Origin of the sequence: Nitrosomonas communis (assembly GCF_900114745.1) — a bacterium.
GTDB lineage: Bacteria > Pseudomonadota > Gammaproteobacteria > Burkholderiales > Nitrosomonadaceae > Nitrosomonas > Nitrosomonas communis_A.
In genome coordinates, this window is record NZ_FOUB01000016.1 from 1 (window position 1) to 17,442 (window position 17,442).

A 17,442-nucleotide genomic window follows, 5' to 3' on the forward strand; every position below is an offset into this window, starting at 1 on the left:
GCCGACAACAGCGATTTGTTTCATGTTGGTCTCCTGTTTAAGTTGAAATTGCTACCGTACCCCTAGCAGGGTGGAGGAGTCCATTCCATTGCTCTAGATATCTCTCCCTATTTATCTGGCTGGATATGCGTGACCATATAGTCCCCATTCGATTGAATGAATGTAAAAGTCACACTATCACCCACCTTGATTCCTTGCATGAGTGCATGATCCTTGACCTTGAAATTCATCACCATAGCTGGCCATTTGAGCGATGCAATCGGCCCATGGGCAAGTTTTACGATGTTCTTGTCCAATTCAATCGCTTTTACTGTTGCCGTTCCCTCATGAGATACAGCGCCAGCATCAGCAAACTGCATGGTGATCAATCCAGCCAATACAAATACAACACAAACACTGACAAAAACACTCATTACATTTCGTTTCATGATCCTCACTCCTGAATAAATAACCACTTTTTGTATACCAATCGGTCTGACGATCCAAACAAATAAATATATCTTGGCACACTGGCAAAACACCCTGCGCTTTCCTCTCAGCGAGGCAAGCAACACAAGTTTGGAAAACGATTAAGATATTTATTGAATCGAATGGAATTTGCTGACGTCGACAGGCGTGCAGAAATCCACTCAATCAATGACGAGAGGAAGGAATGGGAATGAAAAGACGCAGGAACAGCAGATATAAAGGCGGCCCGATGGCGGGTACGAATGCAATATAGAAAGTATGAGGTGAAAAACTAATGAGAACACCCATCACAATCATTAACACCGGTAACCCGACAATAACATCAAGCAACGCGACCTCACCGGTAAGCTTGGGTTTGCTTATCGAATATTCACAATTAGCCAGACAAACTCGCTCACTAGGTGAGGCAGGCTCGGCACAAGGCCCCTCCCTATGCTCCATGCTCTGTGGTGCTGGCAGATAGGGCATTACCAGACAACCCTCCAGCATGATCTTTGCTTGCACTACTAACAACGATATGAGCAATACTCCGCTTAACAAGCGTTTCGAATAGCGCAAGGAAAACTGACGGGAGCAAATAGAAAGGGTCCAGTGCTTCATGCCGAAAAGGACATTCTTAAAACTGGGAGCCGAATCTTGCTACTTTGCTGATCAAACATTACTTGATCTCTGCAGCCATTTTACGGTGAGAATCAGCCATATCCCTATTCGCTTTTGCAGCCTGTTCATATAGATGGACCAAAGCCGCAGTATGGCCCTGCAAATCCTGTGCCTGTCTACCATAGTGAGGAGCATTTGTTTCGTATTTCTCAAGCAGCTTCTTATACTCTTGTGCTTTTGACTGTATCTCCCTCGCTGTCGCTTCATAATGTTTGGCTAGCGCCTCATGGTCAGCAGGAGTTTTAGCATTCTGGATAGCTTGCGTCATATCCATTGGATGAGGATGCATTTGTGCACAGGAAGTCAACGAAGCAAGAATAATCAAAATTACAGAAATCTTATATATTTTCATGATATCTTTCCCGAATGAGTTGAAGTATAGGGCTAGCAATTAATTCCATTTCCAAATCAAAAATGACGCGAAGGCGAGCCGCAGACAGTATCAATAATACGGCAAGGTGAAGCCGACAAAGTCAGTTTTGATTTAGAAATGGAATAAGACCACTTCTTGAGACAACTTACAATATGCAGTCTACTATTAAATTGTCCCTGAAAAAAGGATTTTGAAGGAACGACCCAGCCAGCACCGCTGGTGTGTTCCCTCAAGTATTTCTTGGATGAACAGTTTGTCATAAGTATCTTTCCTATTTAACGTGAGTTCGGCATAAGGATCACGACACCTCGACTGGAAAAGCCTGTGAAAACCTAATGTTAAAAAATGGTTTCTTCTCTCAGAAGATAAAAACCACCAACCCTGCTAACAAATTAACAAAGAAGTCATATGACCTGCGATGGGAAGAATATTCGATTCAACGAGATCTTTGACATGGTTGGTCTATTACCGTGACATGCCTATTTTTCTAAGCTGCCTATGCGGCAGCGAACGCAAAAGCTGAGTAATCATGCTTTTACCCGCACCCATCGCCCCGGTTAATCCAATCAATTTAATTTTTGCCATCTCACACCTAAATAAACGAGGTAATCCCCCGGCTTTGCCGGGGTACTATTAAAGGTTTGACCATGTGATGCGGTCACCCTGATTGTGTATTAGTATTCCGCCGAAGTACTCGGTATCCCACATAGTAGGATATACCAAAGGGAAAAGTGCGATATCGATTGCGCGGAGATTTATGGGAAAAACAAGGAATTTTACAGGTGAGAGTTTTTGGGCACGTGGTTATTTTGTATCCACGGTGGAATTAGATGAAGAGATGGTCAGAGAATATATTCGACATCAAGAGAAAGAGTATGAACACTATGACCAACTCAAGCTGGGTATATGAGGCCACCTTTAGGTGGCACCAGCTTTTTGCCCCTTTGAGGGGCCAACAAAAATAAGCCTCCGGCTTTGCCGGAGGTAATTTAACTAAATATTTAGCTAGCTTTTATGGTTCCTAGTTCTGGATGCAATCCATAAAGGGTGCAACTGATGCCATTTGCATCCACAAATTGACTGCCACACACAAAAATTTAACGGATAATCCGGTAAACTGATTCTGGCAATCTGCAATAAATTGTTGTCTCACCTCAATCGAGTTGAAATGACAATTTTGTTAATGACAGAACGATGGACACCGGACTTTTCAAGCTGTGCTACTTCTTTGGCAGCGACATTCGTGAGTACTATACGACTTAGTTTGCTTACCCTCGCCCTATCATGGCCATCGAGGTTATTGAAAAGCTTATTAGGGAGCATGGATCTATGGAAACTCTTAAAGAGCAGCTTCTGTTGTTGAAGGATCAGCTCATAACTTACGAGAATGAGCTTTCTGCATGCAGAAGAAAGACTTCTGCTTTGGCAGATATGATATGCCACCTTGAATCTCAAATTCAGAGCCTTAAGCTCGAAAATTGCGCATTGAATGAGAAGATAGAAAGCTTTCATAACGCAAACCCTCATGGTCATCGATGTAGACATTGCGGTTCGACAAAGCTGAAAAGAATAGGGGGTGAACCACATAAAATATTTGGAGATATGGGCATAGTCGACACTTTCTTCACTTGCATGGATTGTGAAAAAGAATCAGTCATCACAATTGATATCCTTAAATAGTTTTATTACACATTGGCTGAATAGGCGGCCTCTCCTATGCTGATAGAATAGAAAGTTCCACCAAACTATTAAAGGGGAAGCTATGGGATTATTTAACGACCAGAACATCGAAATTACCTGCCCTAATTGCAAGACTAAGATCAAGAAGCCTTTGAGATAGTTTAAGCAGGATGGTAACCGTTGCACTGGATGTAAGGTTACTTTCGAAACAGATCAATTCAGGAAAGAGGTTAAGAAAGTGGAACGCAAACTCTCGACCTCATGCAGGAGTTTAGAAAGATGGGCAAGTAATCCTTTCCAAAAGTCACAGAATTCTTTTGTATCTGCTGCTTCTAAGCTGCCTATGCGGCAGCGAACTCGTCCCAGGGCTTGTTGAGCGCGACGTTCTCTTTCTAAGCTGCCTATGCGGCAGCGAACACAGCGAGATCGAGGCGTGGCAGCGATTGAGCTTTCTAAGCTGCCTATGCGGCAGCGAACATTGACCGCGGCCAAAGCGTCGGCGGATTTGTTTTCTAAGCTGCCTATGCGGCAGCGAACTTTCAGCGCCTTTTTGTACAGCTTCACGATCATTTCTAAGCTGCCTATGCGGCAGCGAACCGCAGCGTTAATACGCTAGTCGGGCTTTTGCATTTCTAAGCTGCCTATGCGGCAGCGAACTATCAAACACTGGCGATCGGATGACGATAGATTTTCTAAGCTGCCTATGCGGCAGCGAACGGGATTAGAAAGTCTCGCACCTGCCGCACCAATTTCTAAGCTGCCTATGCGGCAGCGAACGACATAGCGGTTCGAGACAATCGGCTCCTCGATTTCTAAGCTGCCTATGCGGCAGCGAACCACTACTTGCATTAACGATCTCGGCGCACTTGTTTCTAAGCTGCCTATGCGGCAGCGAACGTTGTATTTGTGAAGGTGGAGCAAATGGACTTTTTCTAAGCTGCCTATGCGGCAGCGAACGGTCTGAGATAAAGACTTCAAGCCGCTTTTAATTTCTAAGCTGCCTATGCGGCAGCGAACTTGTGAATCCAATTCAATTCGATTCCGAAAATTTTCTAAGCTGCCTATGCGGCAGCGAACACTGGACGCCAAAACGTGGTTGCAGCGGGTATTTTCTAAGCTGCCTATGCGGCAGCGAACCTGAAGATACTTTCAGCAGCTTTGCCTATACCTTTCTAAGCTGCCTATGCGGCAGCGAACAACAACCTTTGGTAATTCTGCTTCCCCTAATTTTTCTAAGCTGCCTATGCGGCAGCGAACCCGGAAATCCTGCGCGAGCTGCGTGACACGGTTTTCTAAGCTGCCTATGCGGCAGCGAACGTCGGCGCGCGTCTGAGCCAGTGGCCCAGCACTTTCTAAGCTGCCTATGCGGCAGCGAACCCGGAAATCCTGCGCGAGCTGCGTGACACGGTTTTCTAAGCTGCCTATGCGGCAGCGAACGTCGGCGCGCGTCTGAGCCAGTGGCCCAGCACTTTCTAAGCTGCCTATGCGGCAGCGAACCCGGAAATCCTGCGCGAGCTGCGTGACACGGTTTTCTAAGCTGCCTATGCGGCAGCGAACGTCGGCGCGCGTCTGAGCCAGTGGCCCAGCACTTTCTAAGCTGCCTATGCGGCAGCGAACGGTAGCACATTAAGATGCCAGTCTAACGGCGATTTCTAAGCTGCCTATGCGGCAGCGAACTCATAGCTAAAATAGAAACATATTCTGAATTTTTTCTAAGCTGCCTATGCGGCAGCGAACTGGTGCTCGATGATCTCCTTGATCGAGATATATTTCTAAGCTGCCTATGCGGCAGCGAACGCTCGGCGAACCGATGCCCGAGGAACTGATCGTTTCTAAGCTGCCTATGCGGCAGTGAACTCAACACGCCGGCCGACGTGTCCACCTCGAGCTTTCTAAGCTGCCTATGCGGCAGCGAACTAACAGCAGCAGTGTTACCCATAGGTGAGATTTTTCTAAGCTGCCTATGCGGCAGCGAACAGATCATAAAAAAACTTAAAGCCAGTCACATAACAGTTTACAGAGGGATTTTCCTTAATTTACCCATCTAAAAACTGATAAATATAATTAACTGATTAGTTTATATATTTTTAAAGAGCAAAAAAAATGGGTCAAAACTCAGGAACGGTGGCTTTGTTGCTTAAACCATAGCTGCTGTAAGTACCTCCTGAAGGTTTTGAAATTATTGTTTTTCTAATCCACAAACAAAATTTTTTAACGCTGCTCAAACTCTTGAGGCGAATAAACGGTGTTGTTATGGATTTATGCGTCATCCCGTTATAACGAAGCAACGCCTCGTCATAACTCACATTATGCCGAACGGTATAACGCCGGGCTAAGCGCTCTTTGCTGGTTTTGGGTTGCTGGCGTTGGTAAATCGCATATCCCTTAAGCTTTTCAGGCACGGGGCGGATGCTCGTGCAATGTAAATAGTCGCTCAGGCGGTCCAGCCATTTCGCGGCATTAAAACGGGCGAGCATGGCTTCGTCGTGAGCAAACAGTCGACACTCACCGCCCAGGACGCTGTATCTCTCGCCTACAACATACTCCGGAAACGATACTCCAATTGGCACTTGTTTACGATCATCCTGCATTTCAACCAAACCTAGGTGAATTTGCTGGAAGACTTTAGACCAGAGAAAGTTGATGCAAATGTCTTCTTCGGGTAACAGCTTGAGTTCTAGATAATATTTCATGCTTAGTTACCTTAATCATCAGATTTTTGTTTTTTCTTTTCATCTTCTTTGCCAAATACTCCACCGCGAATTAATGTTGCAATTACATAATGTTGTTGTTCATTGGGTATTTCGATGTCATTCAGCCATTGAAGAAACAAAGTGTAAAAATCGTTTTTTTCAATTCGATGTGCTATCCCTCGCGATGTGACCGAACCATAAGGCTCTATGGCGATGACTCTTGCACTGGAATCGACATTATGCCAGGTGTCGATAGTCCTCAAGGCATTGCCTATTTTTTCTGAGTGCATGGCCGCGCATCCATTTAATTGGAATAAAAACTTTGATTTTTCACCTTTGGGAGGATTGAGCACCATTTCTTGAGAGGGCCATACATGTTGACCAAAACCTATCTTGGCAAATGCTGTTATTTCAAGATACTCAAAACTGTCACCTTTTAGACCATTTTGCACCGTAGTAACCAATTGCGCGAAAGGATGATTACTGTCATCTGGTAATAAGCTGAATTGGTTAAATGAATAATCGTAAGCATTAAAATACCATTGTTGGTCGCGATATTTCACAATGATGCAAATGTTTTCGGCTCCACAACGATTGCGCCATAAAAACCGTCCATTGACAATGTTATTGGCGTAGCGAACCGCCAACTCTTCAAATTTATGTTCATTTCGGTACGTTTTGATGACTTGGTTGAGTCTTTCTTCGAACTCTGGAGCGTTACAAGCCGTTGGCTCTTCAAGTTGACCCAAAATTTTTAACGTAAAGCTGACGCATAAGGTATCGGCTTCATGTGGTAGGGCTGCATCATCTCCCCACGAAAGATTCGGTTCTGCTTTTTCTTTATCATTCTTCACGCCATACTGGCTTTTGGTAGCACGGTTTCTTTTTTCATGCAATTTGATCGGCTGCCATTGATCGTGTTTGTCAATATCAATCCATAAGCCTGATGTCATTAACGCATCAGAAACTTCCAGTTTACGGCTAAACGCTAGTACCGATGGCAGATCCAACGCAGTAGTTTTAGTTTGTTTTGCAGCCATTATTTTTTCTCCTTTAATTGTTGAAATCGAAAAAATCATCTTCAAAATCATCGTCAACTTCAGCCCTAGACTCAAGCTCAGTTAAGCTAGATTTTGGGCTTACCTGTGCCAATTCACCTTGTCGGCATAAATACCAATATTGTTCATAATGGTAATGCCAAAGCATGTCTGCCAGACCTTGGATACGGTGCAGGCTGCGCCATTCGCCGATGCTGTGCGCTGCTTCTACAAAGCAAACTGGGGTGATGGCATCGCGAGTGTTTGCGACTTCGCCCGGTTGGTAAACAGGGCTAATAGCTTTGTATCCGTTGGTGATCGGAACAAGCCAACCTTTGGCGGGCTTTTCGAGCCGTACCCACTCGGCTTGGGTTTTATCGGTTGCCTCAAACTCGTTGTCTTGCAATTTGGGTTTGGCTTGGTACTTAAGTGCAGAAAAGTCCAGCCAAGCATCGATTAATTCGGCATCTGGTTGCTGTTGTTTTATGTTTTCATAATGTTCAGTTAATAAATCGGTACGATCCATCAGTACAAATCCGGGTAATAGCAAGCATTTAATTTTCTTTAGTAGCTTTTCTTCATCCTGATTAAGCACATGGATAGCAGCAATTTTTTGAATCGAGCCACCTGCTAAGCGGTGCTGATATGCCAAATTCAGGAGTGTTTCCTTTAACGTGTTAATTTCAGCCGTCCGGCCTATATTCAAATCAGGGCAAGCCATGATCAAAGAAACCGTCATGCTCATTTTGCCCTCTTCGATAATGGGTGGAGATGTTGTGGCCTTTTCTCGTCCTTTATTGTCCTTCCCTTTCTCTCTAGGTGGATTTTTTGTTTGAGCAAAGAAATAGTCGCTATACCTTTTATGTTGATAGACATGTATTTGGTGCTGATGACAAATAACCGCGCAACCTTGAAGCGATAATCTGGAATTTTTCGCTAGCTTTCGTGATAAAGCATGGCCAAAGCCTAAAAAATGGGTAACAGCAGGAAATCCATAAGTAAACCCAGCGATGCAATTGGCATCTTGGACGCTAATCCTTTCAAAAATGATGTAAGCATTATTCATGCTTCTACCTTTTCAGTATTGATTGCCAAATCCGCTTCGCTAAGCGCGTTAAATTCGCGTAGCAAGGGAGCGAATAGTTTTTGCCACTGTTTTTCATGTGCTGCCCCTAGCGTAAGTTGCTTATGTTTAATATTTCGGTTTATCCATTTAGAAAAATCAATCACTACATCGGGCGACCAATCTAGCGTTAACTTGGCATTCTGAAATTCTTCATCCGTCCTTAACGGATCAAGCCAATATTGTTGATGAGTTGGTAATTTTGACTCCTGTGACCATCCCGCAAATTGTTTAAGCCCTTGAATCTGAACGGCATGGTCAAAAACAATATCAGCAATAGCAGCGATTAGCTCCCGGATAATCTGCTTGCGTTGAAAATTGACACTGAGGCGGTGTGCATTAATAGCTAACAGTAAGTTCTTGAGCTCTGTTAACGGTTCTCTGGCTTGGGCGGCAAGTTGCTTATTGAATACTGTTTTTAGATGGATGGGCAGTTTAGTTTGAGTCTGCCATTGTGGCGATATGGCCGGCAATAAAATTAATTGTCCAGTACGTTTACCATTGCCACTGCCGTTTAAATTTGAGACATTTTGATGTTGGCTTTGAGTTACTTTTAAAATTGCTGTTTTATTAAACAAAGTATCTGTTTCTTGACTGAAGACACTATTATTTCTAGCCTCTCTACCTGGCATGTCTTTTTGGCGAGTTTTCCAGATACGCTCATAAATGAGTTGCGCCAAACTTGAAGAAACCAGCGGGGTTAATAAGTGATAGTTGGTGGTTTCTACCGGAAAATAAACCTGCTTTGCCAAAACATGGCTAGATTTATTTTTTTCGTTAAAAGCGTAGTTAAATTGTTCTTGCCATTTCTTTAACTGCTTATCGTCTTCGGCATAAGGTTTTAATAAGGTAGAATTTGTACATATTTCTTTTCCAGTTGAGTGCAAAAATTCTGCAATCGGAGAATACGCCGCTGTGGAATAAGAAAAATCTTTTTTTATTTCTTTTGCACAATTAACGGTAACTAATAGCGTTTTTGAAGAGTTTTCGCCTAATACTGTTGAATCTATATTGGATGCTCTCGTGCTGGAATGGGTCAGTTTAGCAATATGGGTCATGCCAATACTGATTTCAGTGGCTTTTTGGGCAGCATCATTAATCCATTTATTTCGCTGAAATTTTTCCTGAGCAGCCTTTTCTGCTGATTTCATGGCATTAGCTATTTCAGTGTCAATTTCAGATAATTTTTTAAGTAATCGTCTATTTTTATTATGCTTATCTGGTTGAAGTTTCTCTTTATCTATTTTTTCAGAAAAGTTTTTATTTTGTTCAGATAATTGAGATTGATTAATTTTCTTTTTCAAGGATTTAATCTTTTCAGAAAGCTTCTCTTTCAATTGATTTGAGTCAGAAGCTTCTTGATATAAATTTAACGACTCTTCAATTAGTTGTGATAATTCTCTATCGGAACCACAAACCACCATCCATTGTTCTAATTTTTTTCGAGTCCATTGATTTGATTCAATAGCGTCCTCTTCTGCCGTCCATTTTTCTAAAACTTCTCTATGGTCATGATTTTGCTTTTTATCCTTTATGGGTTTAAGTATTTCTTCATAGCCTTTTGAAATTTCCTCTTGAATTTTTTCATTAAAAAAGTTTTCTATTGCTTGTTGGGCATTTTTCATTAGTCATCCCTATTTAATTTCTCTAAAAACCCCAAGTAAAGGGGAATAACACCACTTAATTGTTTCATTGCCATAATCAGTCAATCGTATTTCACCGAAGCAATGGCTAATGTATTTCAACGGTTTGTCTAACTGTTCTGCTAAATGTCCATATTGTTCTTTAACATCAAAAGCGAACCATGATTGATTGCCCAGAACTGGTTTTAGGTCAATGTCTATAATGTCCGTTACTTCCTTGTATTCAATGGGATAGATGTTCTCGTTCTTGATTTGCCAAACAGGTTCAGCATCTTCTTCATTAAGATAGAGGCAGTACCCTTGGTCGAGTACTGAGGCCCTGAAAGGTTGCTTTCGCTGGACTTCGGCGCACCATGTCACCTGATTTTTCCACCATAGGCATGCAGGGCCTTTTTCAACGACATGTTCAAACATTTTTTGGCGGTAGGCTATTTGTTCCAGTGTTACTAGGTTTGAAAATGGCGACGTTTCAGCCCATCTCTTAGGCCGCTGGATACTTGGGATGGCATTTGGTGCTGAAAATTGACTTTCTTGCAGGATGTCATGCAAATCGTGGCTGGTTAGCTTTCGGTTTTTAGCTTCAAATCCAGGTTTTTCATAAGAAATCTCCTTACATTTCAATGCGTTATAGTTTTTAGCCAGAATGTAAAAATTCTCTGTTCCAGGCTTTTGCTTACGATGCCGTTGTATACGTCCTGCGATTTGAATAATTGAGCGAATGGAACTGGGCTCGGCAATGGCCCAATCGTAATCATGGTCGCGCCCCACTTCCGATACCGAAGTCGCCAATACCACAAAAAGTTGGTTTTGTTCGGGACAATTGCTCAAAGCGTGTTGGATTTCTGGAATGCTCCAAATGGCTCGATTATCTTTGCGGTTGAGGGCTTGGTCTAACCTACTCTCAATGAATGCCCGTTGCGCTAATGGATATTGGCTATGATAAACGCAGTAATGGATCCTGTAATTTTCGGGTGCAGGATTTTCATAAAGCAATCTGGCAACTGCTACGAGTGGATTGATATTAGCCATACGCACCAAGCCAATAGAAATTTTTTTACAGGATTCGTGTTGTTGGTGATGATTCTGATGCAATGCCACCATGCCATACCGGATTGCTTCGCTTATTGTATTGAGTGGCGATACCTCGTTTGTTGTGACTATTTTCAGTAATTTCGCTTTGCGGAACACCAAATTATCTTGATTCAGCTTGGTAATGCGTTTTTGGATAAATTCATCATGTGCTTTGATGAAACTTTGCAGGTTTTGCTGTTCTGAAAATTGTGTGCTGAATTCATCAAACCAAGCACAAATAATAGGTTTTTGTACTTCAAGATGACTAGCTGCGGAGTTAAATGCTTTCCGGCCTTCTTGATAGGCTTCAAACAAAGCATAAGCCAGTGCTGGCGGCATAGTTGCCGTGGAAAGCAATACTTTTGCACCTAACATGCCAGCCCAATTCACCAAACGCGTAAGTGCGGGTAGGTCGTTTAAATCAAATTCATCCGGTTCATCTAAAACCAAATCGGACGTGAGTAGGCGAAGCATCGGCACAATTTGTCTGCCGCCACGCACTCCTTCGGTTGCCGGTGTTAAATGATCGATAGTGCTGACCAATATGGGAGCATGTAACAATTTCTTCGCTTTTTGATTATTTTGAAACCACTTTTCTAATTGGCCTTCGTAGAGTTCTGTTTCATAAAAGACATCAAAACCGTCATCATCCAACCCCATATCCAAGCTCTCGCTACCTCGCATGGCAAATGGATTGTCATCGTTTTCTTTAGCTTGCATAATTTGGTTTAAGCGCATAATTGCCTGAGAACCAATGAGCGTAGCAATTTCAGTTTTATCGAGAGACAAGCGTTCTTGCAATGCTTCTCCGGTTTGCAAGGTCAATGTCCGCAAACCTAATGCGACACTAAAACGGCAACCTTCCAACTCATCGGCTAATCCATACATAATTCTGGCATTGGCCAAGGTTTTGCCTTTTCCTGTCGAGGCCATATTGATGCCGAAAAAGCCTTGCTCTTTGACCTGGCTTTGAAATTGTTGAGCAGCTTGATATGCCTTAGTTTGCCATGGCTCTTGGTCTTCTTTCGGGCCTTTGGCTAAGGTTTTATTGTCGGTGAGCGGGGGTAATTCTTCGCGTAAGCGTCTTAATTTTAATGAGAACTCAAAGGCGTGCTGGCTCACCCCGACATTATGCTCATCCAACTTTTGCTTGAGCTGGTTTTGTTTGTCGGTATTTGCGTAAGCTTGATAATTGGAATCCTGCCAATGGGCTTGCACGTCTTTGGCGGAATAATGATGATCGGCAAGCATCAAAACCAGACGCGACAAGTGCATCACGAATGGCTGGCGAAACCAATCAACATCAATTAATCCCTGACAAGATAAAGCGCGCTTCGATAACTCATTAGCTTTTTTCTGCCAAGTTTTGCTAATCATTGGAGTGCCATTTGAAAATGACCAATTAGCTTTTAAACTTCGTTCTTCCCATTCATGATTTCGGCTATTGACCGAGTTCCATGCATCATCAAAAAACTGACTTAACCAGTCATTAATATAATCAAGACTTGGTTCCACTTGACCTTGTTTTGGATAAACGGGTAAACGGTGATGTGAGACAATTAGCCAAGCCACTAATTTTGCAAATTCTGGCAACATGTTGAATGGGTTATTGAATTCATTCGACTGAGGGTTATCCATCACTATTTTTTGCAAAATATATTTTTCTAACCGCTCGTCAACATTTGACAATTGCTCCAGCCATACTTGATCGTCACGTCCGTCAACAAAAGCCTGAAAAAGCCGTAAAGATATCCATTCATGCCGATATGGCTCGAATTTTTTGCTTTTTATCTCTATGTTAAGCTTGTCCTGAAACAAATCGTTTGCTTTGCCCAAATCATGGAACAATCCTGCAATTGCCGAAGCAATAGCTATAATTTCAGTTAAGCGCCAACCTTTTTCCCAGTCATGGTGTATCAGGTTATTTTTTGTCCAATTGACCGGCACCACCCCTTCTGCATTGAATCTCCTGCGATTCCCAACAATCCAAATCAACTCGCTGCGGCTTCTCGACCGTATCCAATGGCAAGCCACGGCGGTATTTTTGGTGGCGGTTTTGCGCAATAGGGTCTTGACGGCGACCAGGCCTTCTTCAGTGATAACAGTTTGCCAGGTGTTGTCGCCGATACGGTTGGCGAAGGCATCGAGCACACGACGCGTGCGGTTGAGTGCTTTTTTCTCACATTGGCTGACAAAAGTCACCATCATGGGTGTTTCCCCTCACCCTTTCCCTCTTCCGCAGAGAGAGGGGATTCAATGTTTTGAATGGCTTGTTGCTTGACTTGCTCAAACATAAAATCCAAGGCTTTGTGTTCGGTAAATTTCTGCAAGCATTGCTGGCGAAATTCCTGCTCACTCATCTTTTCTTTGGCACTAATAAATGCCCAGGGCAGTATGATTGCGTCTTTGACGAGATCGGCAACATCGAAAACGAGTGCGCCGCGTCGGGTTTTACCGTGCATGACAGCGAATCCGTGCGGGATGCCTAATACCCACAAAGTACTGGCAGCTAAGCCATAGGCCAGGTAATTACCATGGTTCAAAAAGCCGTTGGCGAAATCAGCAGCTTGGTGGTCGCGAGTAAAATCTCCAAATTGGGTGGCTTTGGCGGCGTAGCGGTACAGTTGTTTAGTCAGCAGCGCTTCGCGTTGCAATAAATCACCGACTTTCTCGGCGGTTTCAATTTGGATTGCGTAGTTATCCATAGCCGAGCTGATTTCGAGGTTGTCTATGAAAAAGTTTTCGTTTTTGAGTTCGCGGTCTTTATCCCAAATACGTTTGATATAATCAAGACGGGCTTGTTGAAAGGCTTTCGCGACTCTTAATCGTTTAGACTCGTCGAACCAGAAACTTAGCCAACCTTGCACATATTCTGTAGGCCTATATTCGCTTTGCGGTGTGAGCCATTCAATTTCATTAGCTGATAACAATGGCGTGGCTCCACCACCAGAGAAACCGACTAAAACCCCAGCGCTTGCTAGCATACGCATGGCGGCTTGGGTTATCGATGTTCCAGTTCCCAATAAGATCACGGTAGTATTAGCAATTGGGATGTTCCAATAAAGGTTTTCATCTTTTGTTTCAGTCAAATAAAGCACTCTACCGTCTTTCTGCATGACACGACATTTTTCAAGGTAATAAATGTTCGCTCGCTTAGAATGGAGTATTGCTTTCAAATCTGTAAGTAATTCCATTGGCAATATTTATATCCTTATGTTCTAGAAAATAACCAGAGTTTAGTATTTTGCAGAATACGTTATATACAGGCTCAAAATCTGACATTGCCCTCACTATATTTCTCGATCGCTGCTTGCAACTGATTGATGACTTCCTGGCGCAGTTCGGCAGGCTCTAATACTTCAACTCCGTTACCATATTTCAAAATATCCATCACAAGTTCTTTGCTATCAGCATAGGGAATGCGCAGTTCATAGCTGCCATCTGGTAACAGCTTAACTTGCTGCTGCGGGTGCCATTGCTCATCAGCTACCCAGCGGGCGCGTTCGGGAGAGAAAAGCAGCACGGCGGTCTCTTTGGGTTGGCCGGCAAAAATGCCGTAGCTGGAGGCGAAATAGGCATCGAGTTCGGCCTCATCGAATTCGAGCGCGGACTGATCGAGTGAACGGCATGCGCAGATGCGGTCAACGGCAAAGCTGCGTAGCGCATTGCGTTTGTGGCAGTAAGCATCCAGATACCAGTTATCACGATAATGGGTGAGGCGTTGAGGTGAAATCTGCCGCTGGGTAGTCTGGTCATCACTGCGGCTGTGATAGTGGATGTGCAGCCGCTTTCTTTGTAGCAAGGCGCTCGCTACAGATTGGAAATGCTCGCTGGCAGTATTTCTCGCGGTCATCCGCAGGATACGGATGCGTTTGGCAATCTCATTCTTGTTGAGCTGGGCAGTGGCCAGAATTTTTTCAAGCCGATTTTTTATCGGCTTGAAATGATCATCCAGCAATCCGGGCTGGGTTTGCTCCAGTAACTGCTGCACGGTTAACAAGGCATACAGTTCATTGGCGTTGAACCAGAGTCCTGGCAACTCAAAGACTTCTCCCTCTTGGCTGTCGTAAAGATAGCCATTGTGTTCTCGGTCATATTTCAGCGGTGCGTTAAAGTACAACCGCAATTCTTCTATCAAACGTTTGACCGTAGCAGGTGAGCATTCCAGTCTTTCTTCAAGCATCTGGCGTGAAACGGGAGATCGCCTGGAGGCAAGTATTTGGTGTAATTTGTAAATGCGCTGTAGGCGATCCATCCTGGTTTTTCTGTTTTTATTATTATTACAGCATAGTCTAATCCATGCACGAATCAACCTGCTGTCGCGCTTTGCCAAGGGTTTGCTTCTGTTACACGACAAAAGCAGGGAGTCACATGATAGGCCATCATCATACTGCTAAGTGAATGTACCATTCAATTGTCATTTTATAAAGCTTGTTGTGATTCAGATTGGGATAGCTGGGATCCGGTGATTTCTATACTGGATCTCCGTTTTCATGACCATGACGTGAAATGGCTCGATATTCATAGCTACATGAATGCGCTGGAATTGCCTCATCAAGAAATTGGCCGCATTGCACGAGCCAGCGGAGATAGCGTGATACGCTATTTGCGGGCGTATATCGAAGTTGGTGGGACGGCTCTTTGCTCATCCCAGCGTCATTGTCCCAGCAAGTGCATTGTTGCTCTATTCGGAAGTACTTCAAACACGTTTCCAAGCCCATCGGTCGCACGCTGTTGCTGAGGCGGCCTGTGAGATTGAAAAGCTCACCGGGATTCAATCGGCTTTAAGTGCCTGCCGCGACTTCATGCATAAACGTCTCTGCATGAAATCTCGAAAAATGGCAGTGATCCCCTCTAAAGCCGATCCGGATAAGCAGCACGAATTTTTACACAACAAGCTTGAGCCCTTACTGGAAGAGGAAAAGCAAGGCAAGCGCGGGTCTTCTTTGTTGATGCCATACACTTTTTGATGGGCGCTTTCTTGGGTATGCTGTAGTGTAACCGCGTGAGGTATAACATTTATCCTTCCTGGTAAACTGCCGTTGGTTTTTTTCGAGTCGTTAATAGATTGATATAATAGGGCTACAAGATGATTCGAAAATGCGATCGACATATCCGACTAAACTTCGTCAGCCATCTATTGTTGCGGATCGAAACCCGAAAAGCAAAGTGATCGGAGGAATCGCGCTGAGTCAATCGAAAAAACATTCTTAGATCTGATCTGCAAGTGTCAGCACAACGGGAATTAATAATGAATGAGTAATTATTTTGGATATTATTCGGCTTAAAACGATCTCTTTTGGTCATAAAGTTTATTCAAGAGTTACTGCGAATAGGGTAAAACATTCGTGATCATTAATCTTCCCCATCAGCCAGGACAATGCAGCAGGCCAAGAGGTAGCATTTATTCAATTAAAGGCACCTCTAAAATTCATATTTGCGAGCATCCGCTTTGCGGATTACCTGCTTCCCCCCCTTCGTCACAATACTTCGTTGTTCACCAAAAATGTTTCCTTACCTATCAGTTATAGGCTGCGTCAACATTTTTTGTTCTCCCCTTGTCTTGTTTAGAACTCTGAATTTCTAGAGGTGCCCTTAATTACATAGATATTCGTTCTAAGAGCGTTTCCTGAAGCAGGCAATAAAGAGTAAAGTGCGCGATGATTTCGGTATAAATTGATAGGCAGGTTGTGTATTTATTGCGATAGCCTTGGAATAGTGATTTTTTAAATGAGGCTTCATTATTTCCAGATGGCAAATTTAAAAATTAGATCGATGCAGTGAGCCGAGCTTATGCAAAGGTGAATATGAAGACAGAGTGGTTTATCGCTGTTGGTTTTAAATTAATTGAAGACTAAAAAGGGGATTATTATGAGTAAAGGTGCAGATGACGACTTAAACCATGATCTTTTAGATGATAAAGGGGGTCTTAACAATAGTTCTGGTGATGATAATCCTACTGGAAGTGGAAATCATAAATCTTTTAAATTCACTATTGAGAATGGTCAAGTAACCGCTGTTTTTGAATTTAAAGATGGCGTGTTTGAACAGAAAAATTTAGATGGAGACGAAACTTATACCGTCAGCGGTAACAATATCATTCACACTGAGCAAAAGCCATTTGGTACTGAAACCACAATTCTGTCCGATCCTGAGGGGGATGGAATTTATACTCGTTTCTCGGAAAGCGTATCCGGTGGCAATTTCAAATACAATGGTAGTCTAGTCTATAGAGGTTTTGATTCTTCCGATGACAATCTAGTGGTGCGTGGAGATGAGAGTTCTCATGGCGGAAGTGGATCAGATAGTTTCTATTTCCGCGAAGCTTCACATTTGGAAATTGAAGATTTTCACCACGCCGAACACGATAAAATTGTTTTTGATACTGGGCTAGGGCTGCAATCAAAAGAACATTTAGCTAGTTTTATCACTGATGCCCATTTTCTAGGTGACGATTTCCTCATCAATTTTGGGCCTGATGTTTCAATTAAATTGATCGGTGTTCATGATGGTCAGATTAGTTGGGATGATGTAGCTGTATTGAGCTGAGAATCAGCTAAGAATCAGATTAGTGAGCGAATTAAATCTCGCTCACGCTGCGACAGCTAGTAAATACATCGGCGGTTAGTAACAGCTCCCCATCTAGTTAAAAGAAAGGCTAGTAGATGAGGAGTGTTGTCTTGGATTTGTATCA

Annotated in this window: 13 protein-coding genes, 1 pseudogene and 1 CRISPR repeat array; of the genes and pseudogenes, 4 read left to right on the plus strand and 10 right to left on the minus strand. The window is 43.3% G+C overall.

Annotated elements, in window-relative coordinates:
• Positions 1 to 107 precede the first annotated feature (107 nt).
• From BM122_RS08090 to BM122_RS08100, 3 genes are all read right to left on the minus strand, one after another.
• Positions 108 to 428, minus strand: a complete 321-nt coding sequence (locus BM122_RS08090; RefSeq protein WP_074905096.1) for a copper-binding protein — start codon at positions 426 to 428, stop codon at positions 108 to 110.
• Between the two features lie 205 nt (positions 429 to 633).
• Positions 634 to 1,068, minus strand: a complete 435-nt coding sequence (locus BM122_RS08095) for a hypothetical protein (protein ID WP_143083360.1) — start codon at positions 1,066 to 1,068, stop codon at positions 634 to 636.
• A gap of 58 nt (positions 1,069 to 1,126) precedes the next feature.
• A complete protein-coding gene (locus BM122_RS08100; protein ID WP_074905153.1) occupies positions 1,127 to 1,480 on the minus strand; it encodes a hypothetical protein in 354 nt (117 codons plus the stop codon).
• 688 nt (positions 1,481 to 2,168) lie between these two features.
• Between BM122_RS08100 and tnpA the strand changes: the two are divergent.
• Both tnpA and BM122_RS22315 read left to right on the plus strand, forming a co-directional pair.
• Positions 2,169 to 2,411: pseudogene (tnpA, locus tag BM122_RS08105) on the plus strand (IS200/IS605 family transposase); the annotation flags it as partial.
• A 419-nt stretch (positions 2,412 to 2,830) separates the two neighbouring features.
• On the plus strand, positions 2,831 to 3,181 hold the full coding sequence (locus BM122_RS22315) for a hypothetical protein (RefSeq protein ID WP_143083361.1): 351 nt from the start codon (positions 2,831 to 2,833) through the stop codon (positions 3,179 to 3,181).
• A 329-nt stretch (positions 3,182 to 3,510) separates the two neighbouring features.
• A CRISPR array of direct repeats spans positions 3,511 to 5,158; the repeat unit is 28 nt; unit sequence TTTCTAAGCTGCCTATGCGGCAGCGAAC.
• Positions 5,159 to 5,289: 131 nt separating this feature from the next.
• Here the strand turns inward: BM122_RS22315 and cas6f are convergent.
• From cas6f to BM122_RS08145, 7 genes are all read right to left on the minus strand, one after another.
• Positions 5,290 to 5,874, minus strand: coding sequence for a type I-F CRISPR-associated endoribonuclease Cas6/Csy4 (cas6f, locus tag BM122_RS08115; RefSeq protein WP_074905104.1), 585 nt, complete (start codon positions 5,872 to 5,874; stop codon positions 5,290 to 5,292).
• Between the two features lie 11 nt (positions 5,875 to 5,885).
• Entirely contained in the window at positions 5,886 to 6,914 is a 1,029-nt protein-coding gene (gene csy3, locus BM122_RS08120; RefSeq protein WP_074905105.1) for a type I-F CRISPR-associated protein Csy3, read from the minus strand.
• Between the two features lie 13 nt (positions 6,915 to 6,927).
• Positions 6,928 to 7,977, minus strand: a complete 1,050-nt coding sequence (gene csy2, locus BM122_RS08125) for a type I-F CRISPR-associated protein Csy2 (protein WP_074905106.1) — start codon at positions 7,975 to 7,977, stop codon at positions 6,928 to 6,930.
• Positions 7,974 to 9,659: a type I-F CRISPR-associated protein Csy1 gene (gene csy1, locus BM122_RS08130; RefSeq protein WP_074905107.1), complete on the minus strand. Its 1,686-nt coding sequence runs from the start codon at positions 9,657 to 9,659 to the stop codon at positions 7,974 to 7,976. Before csy1 ends, csy2 begins: the two co-directional genes overlap by 4 nt.
• A 9-nt stretch (positions 9,660 to 9,668) precedes the next feature.
• Positions 9,669 to 12,956, minus strand: coding sequence for a type I-F CRISPR-associated helicase Cas3f (cas3f, locus tag BM122_RS08135; protein WP_074905108.1), 3,288 nt, complete (start codon positions 12,954 to 12,956; stop codon positions 9,669 to 9,671).
• Entirely contained in the window at positions 12,953 to 13,942 is a 990-nt protein-coding gene (gene cas1f / locus BM122_RS08140) for a type I-F CRISPR-associated endonuclease Cas1f (protein ID WP_074905109.1), read from the minus strand. Before cas1f ends, cas3f begins: the two co-directional genes overlap by 4 nt.
• A gap of 74 nt (positions 13,943 to 14,016) precedes the next feature.
• On the minus strand, positions 14,017 to 15,003 hold the full coding sequence (locus tag BM122_RS08145) for a helix-turn-helix transcriptional regulator (protein WP_074905110.1): 987 nt from the start codon (positions 15,001 to 15,003) through the stop codon (positions 14,017 to 14,019).
• 424 nt (positions 15,004 to 15,427) lie between these two features.
• Here BM122_RS08145 and BM122_RS08150 point away from each other — a divergent pair, with 424 nt between their 5' ends.
• Entirely contained in the window at positions 15,428 to 15,718 is a 291-nt protein-coding gene (locus BM122_RS08150) for a hypothetical protein (protein WP_143083362.1), read from the plus strand.
• Between the two features lie 901 nt (positions 15,719 to 16,619).
• Positions 16,620 to 17,297: a lipocalin/fatty acid-binding family protein gene (locus BM122_RS08155; protein ID WP_074905112.1), complete on the plus strand. Its 678-nt coding sequence runs from the start codon at positions 16,620 to 16,622 to the stop codon at positions 17,295 to 17,297.
• The last annotated feature ends 145 nt before the right edge of the window (positions 17,298 to 17,442 follow it).

Bases quoted from the DNA above. Each gene is read 5' to 3' on its own strand.
- csy1 (WP_074905107.1), bottom strand. From the start codon at position 9,659: ATGAAAAATGCCCAACAAGCAATAGAAAACTTTTTTAATGAAAAAATT.
- cas1f (WP_074905109.1), bottom strand. From the start codon at position 13,942: ATGGAATTACTTACAGATTTGAAAGCAATACTCCATTCTAAGCGAGCG.
- BM122_RS08155 (WP_074905112.1), top strand. From the start codon at position 16,620: ATGAGTAAAGGTGCAGATGACGACTTAAACCATGATCTTTTAGATGAT.
- BM122_RS22315 (WP_143083361.1), top strand. From the start codon at position 2,831: ATGGAAACTCTTAAAGAGCAGCTTCTGTTGTTGAAGGATCAGCTCATA.
- BM122_RS08100 (WP_074905153.1), bottom strand. From the start codon at position 1,480: ATGAAAATATATAAGATTTCTGTAATTTTGATTATTCTTGCTTCGTTG.
- cas3f (WP_074905108.1), bottom strand. From the start codon at position 12,956: ATGATGGTGACTTTTGTCAGCCAATGTGAGAAAAAAGCACTCAACCGC.
- csy3 (WP_074905105.1), bottom strand. From the start codon at position 6,914: ATGGCTGCAAAACAAACTAAAACTACTGCGTTGGATCTGCCATCGGTA.
- csy2 (WP_074905106.1), bottom strand. From the start codon at position 7,977: ATGAATAATGCTTACATCATTTTTGAAAGGATTAGCGTCCAAGATGCC.
- BM122_RS08090 (WP_074905096.1), bottom strand. From the start codon at position 428: ATGAAACGAAATGTAATGAGTGTTTTTGTCAGTGTTTGTGTTGTATTT.
- BM122_RS08145 (WP_074905110.1), bottom strand. From the start codon at position 15,003: ATGGATCGCCTACAGCGCATTTACAAATTACACCAAATACTTGCCTCC.
- cas6f (WP_074905104.1), bottom strand. From the start codon at position 5,874: ATGAAATATTATCTAGAACTCAAGCTGTTACCCGAAGAAGACATTTGC.
- BM122_RS08095 (WP_143083360.1), bottom strand. From the start codon at position 1,068: ATGAAGCACTGGACCCTTTCTATTTGCTCCCGTCAGTTTTCCTTGCGC.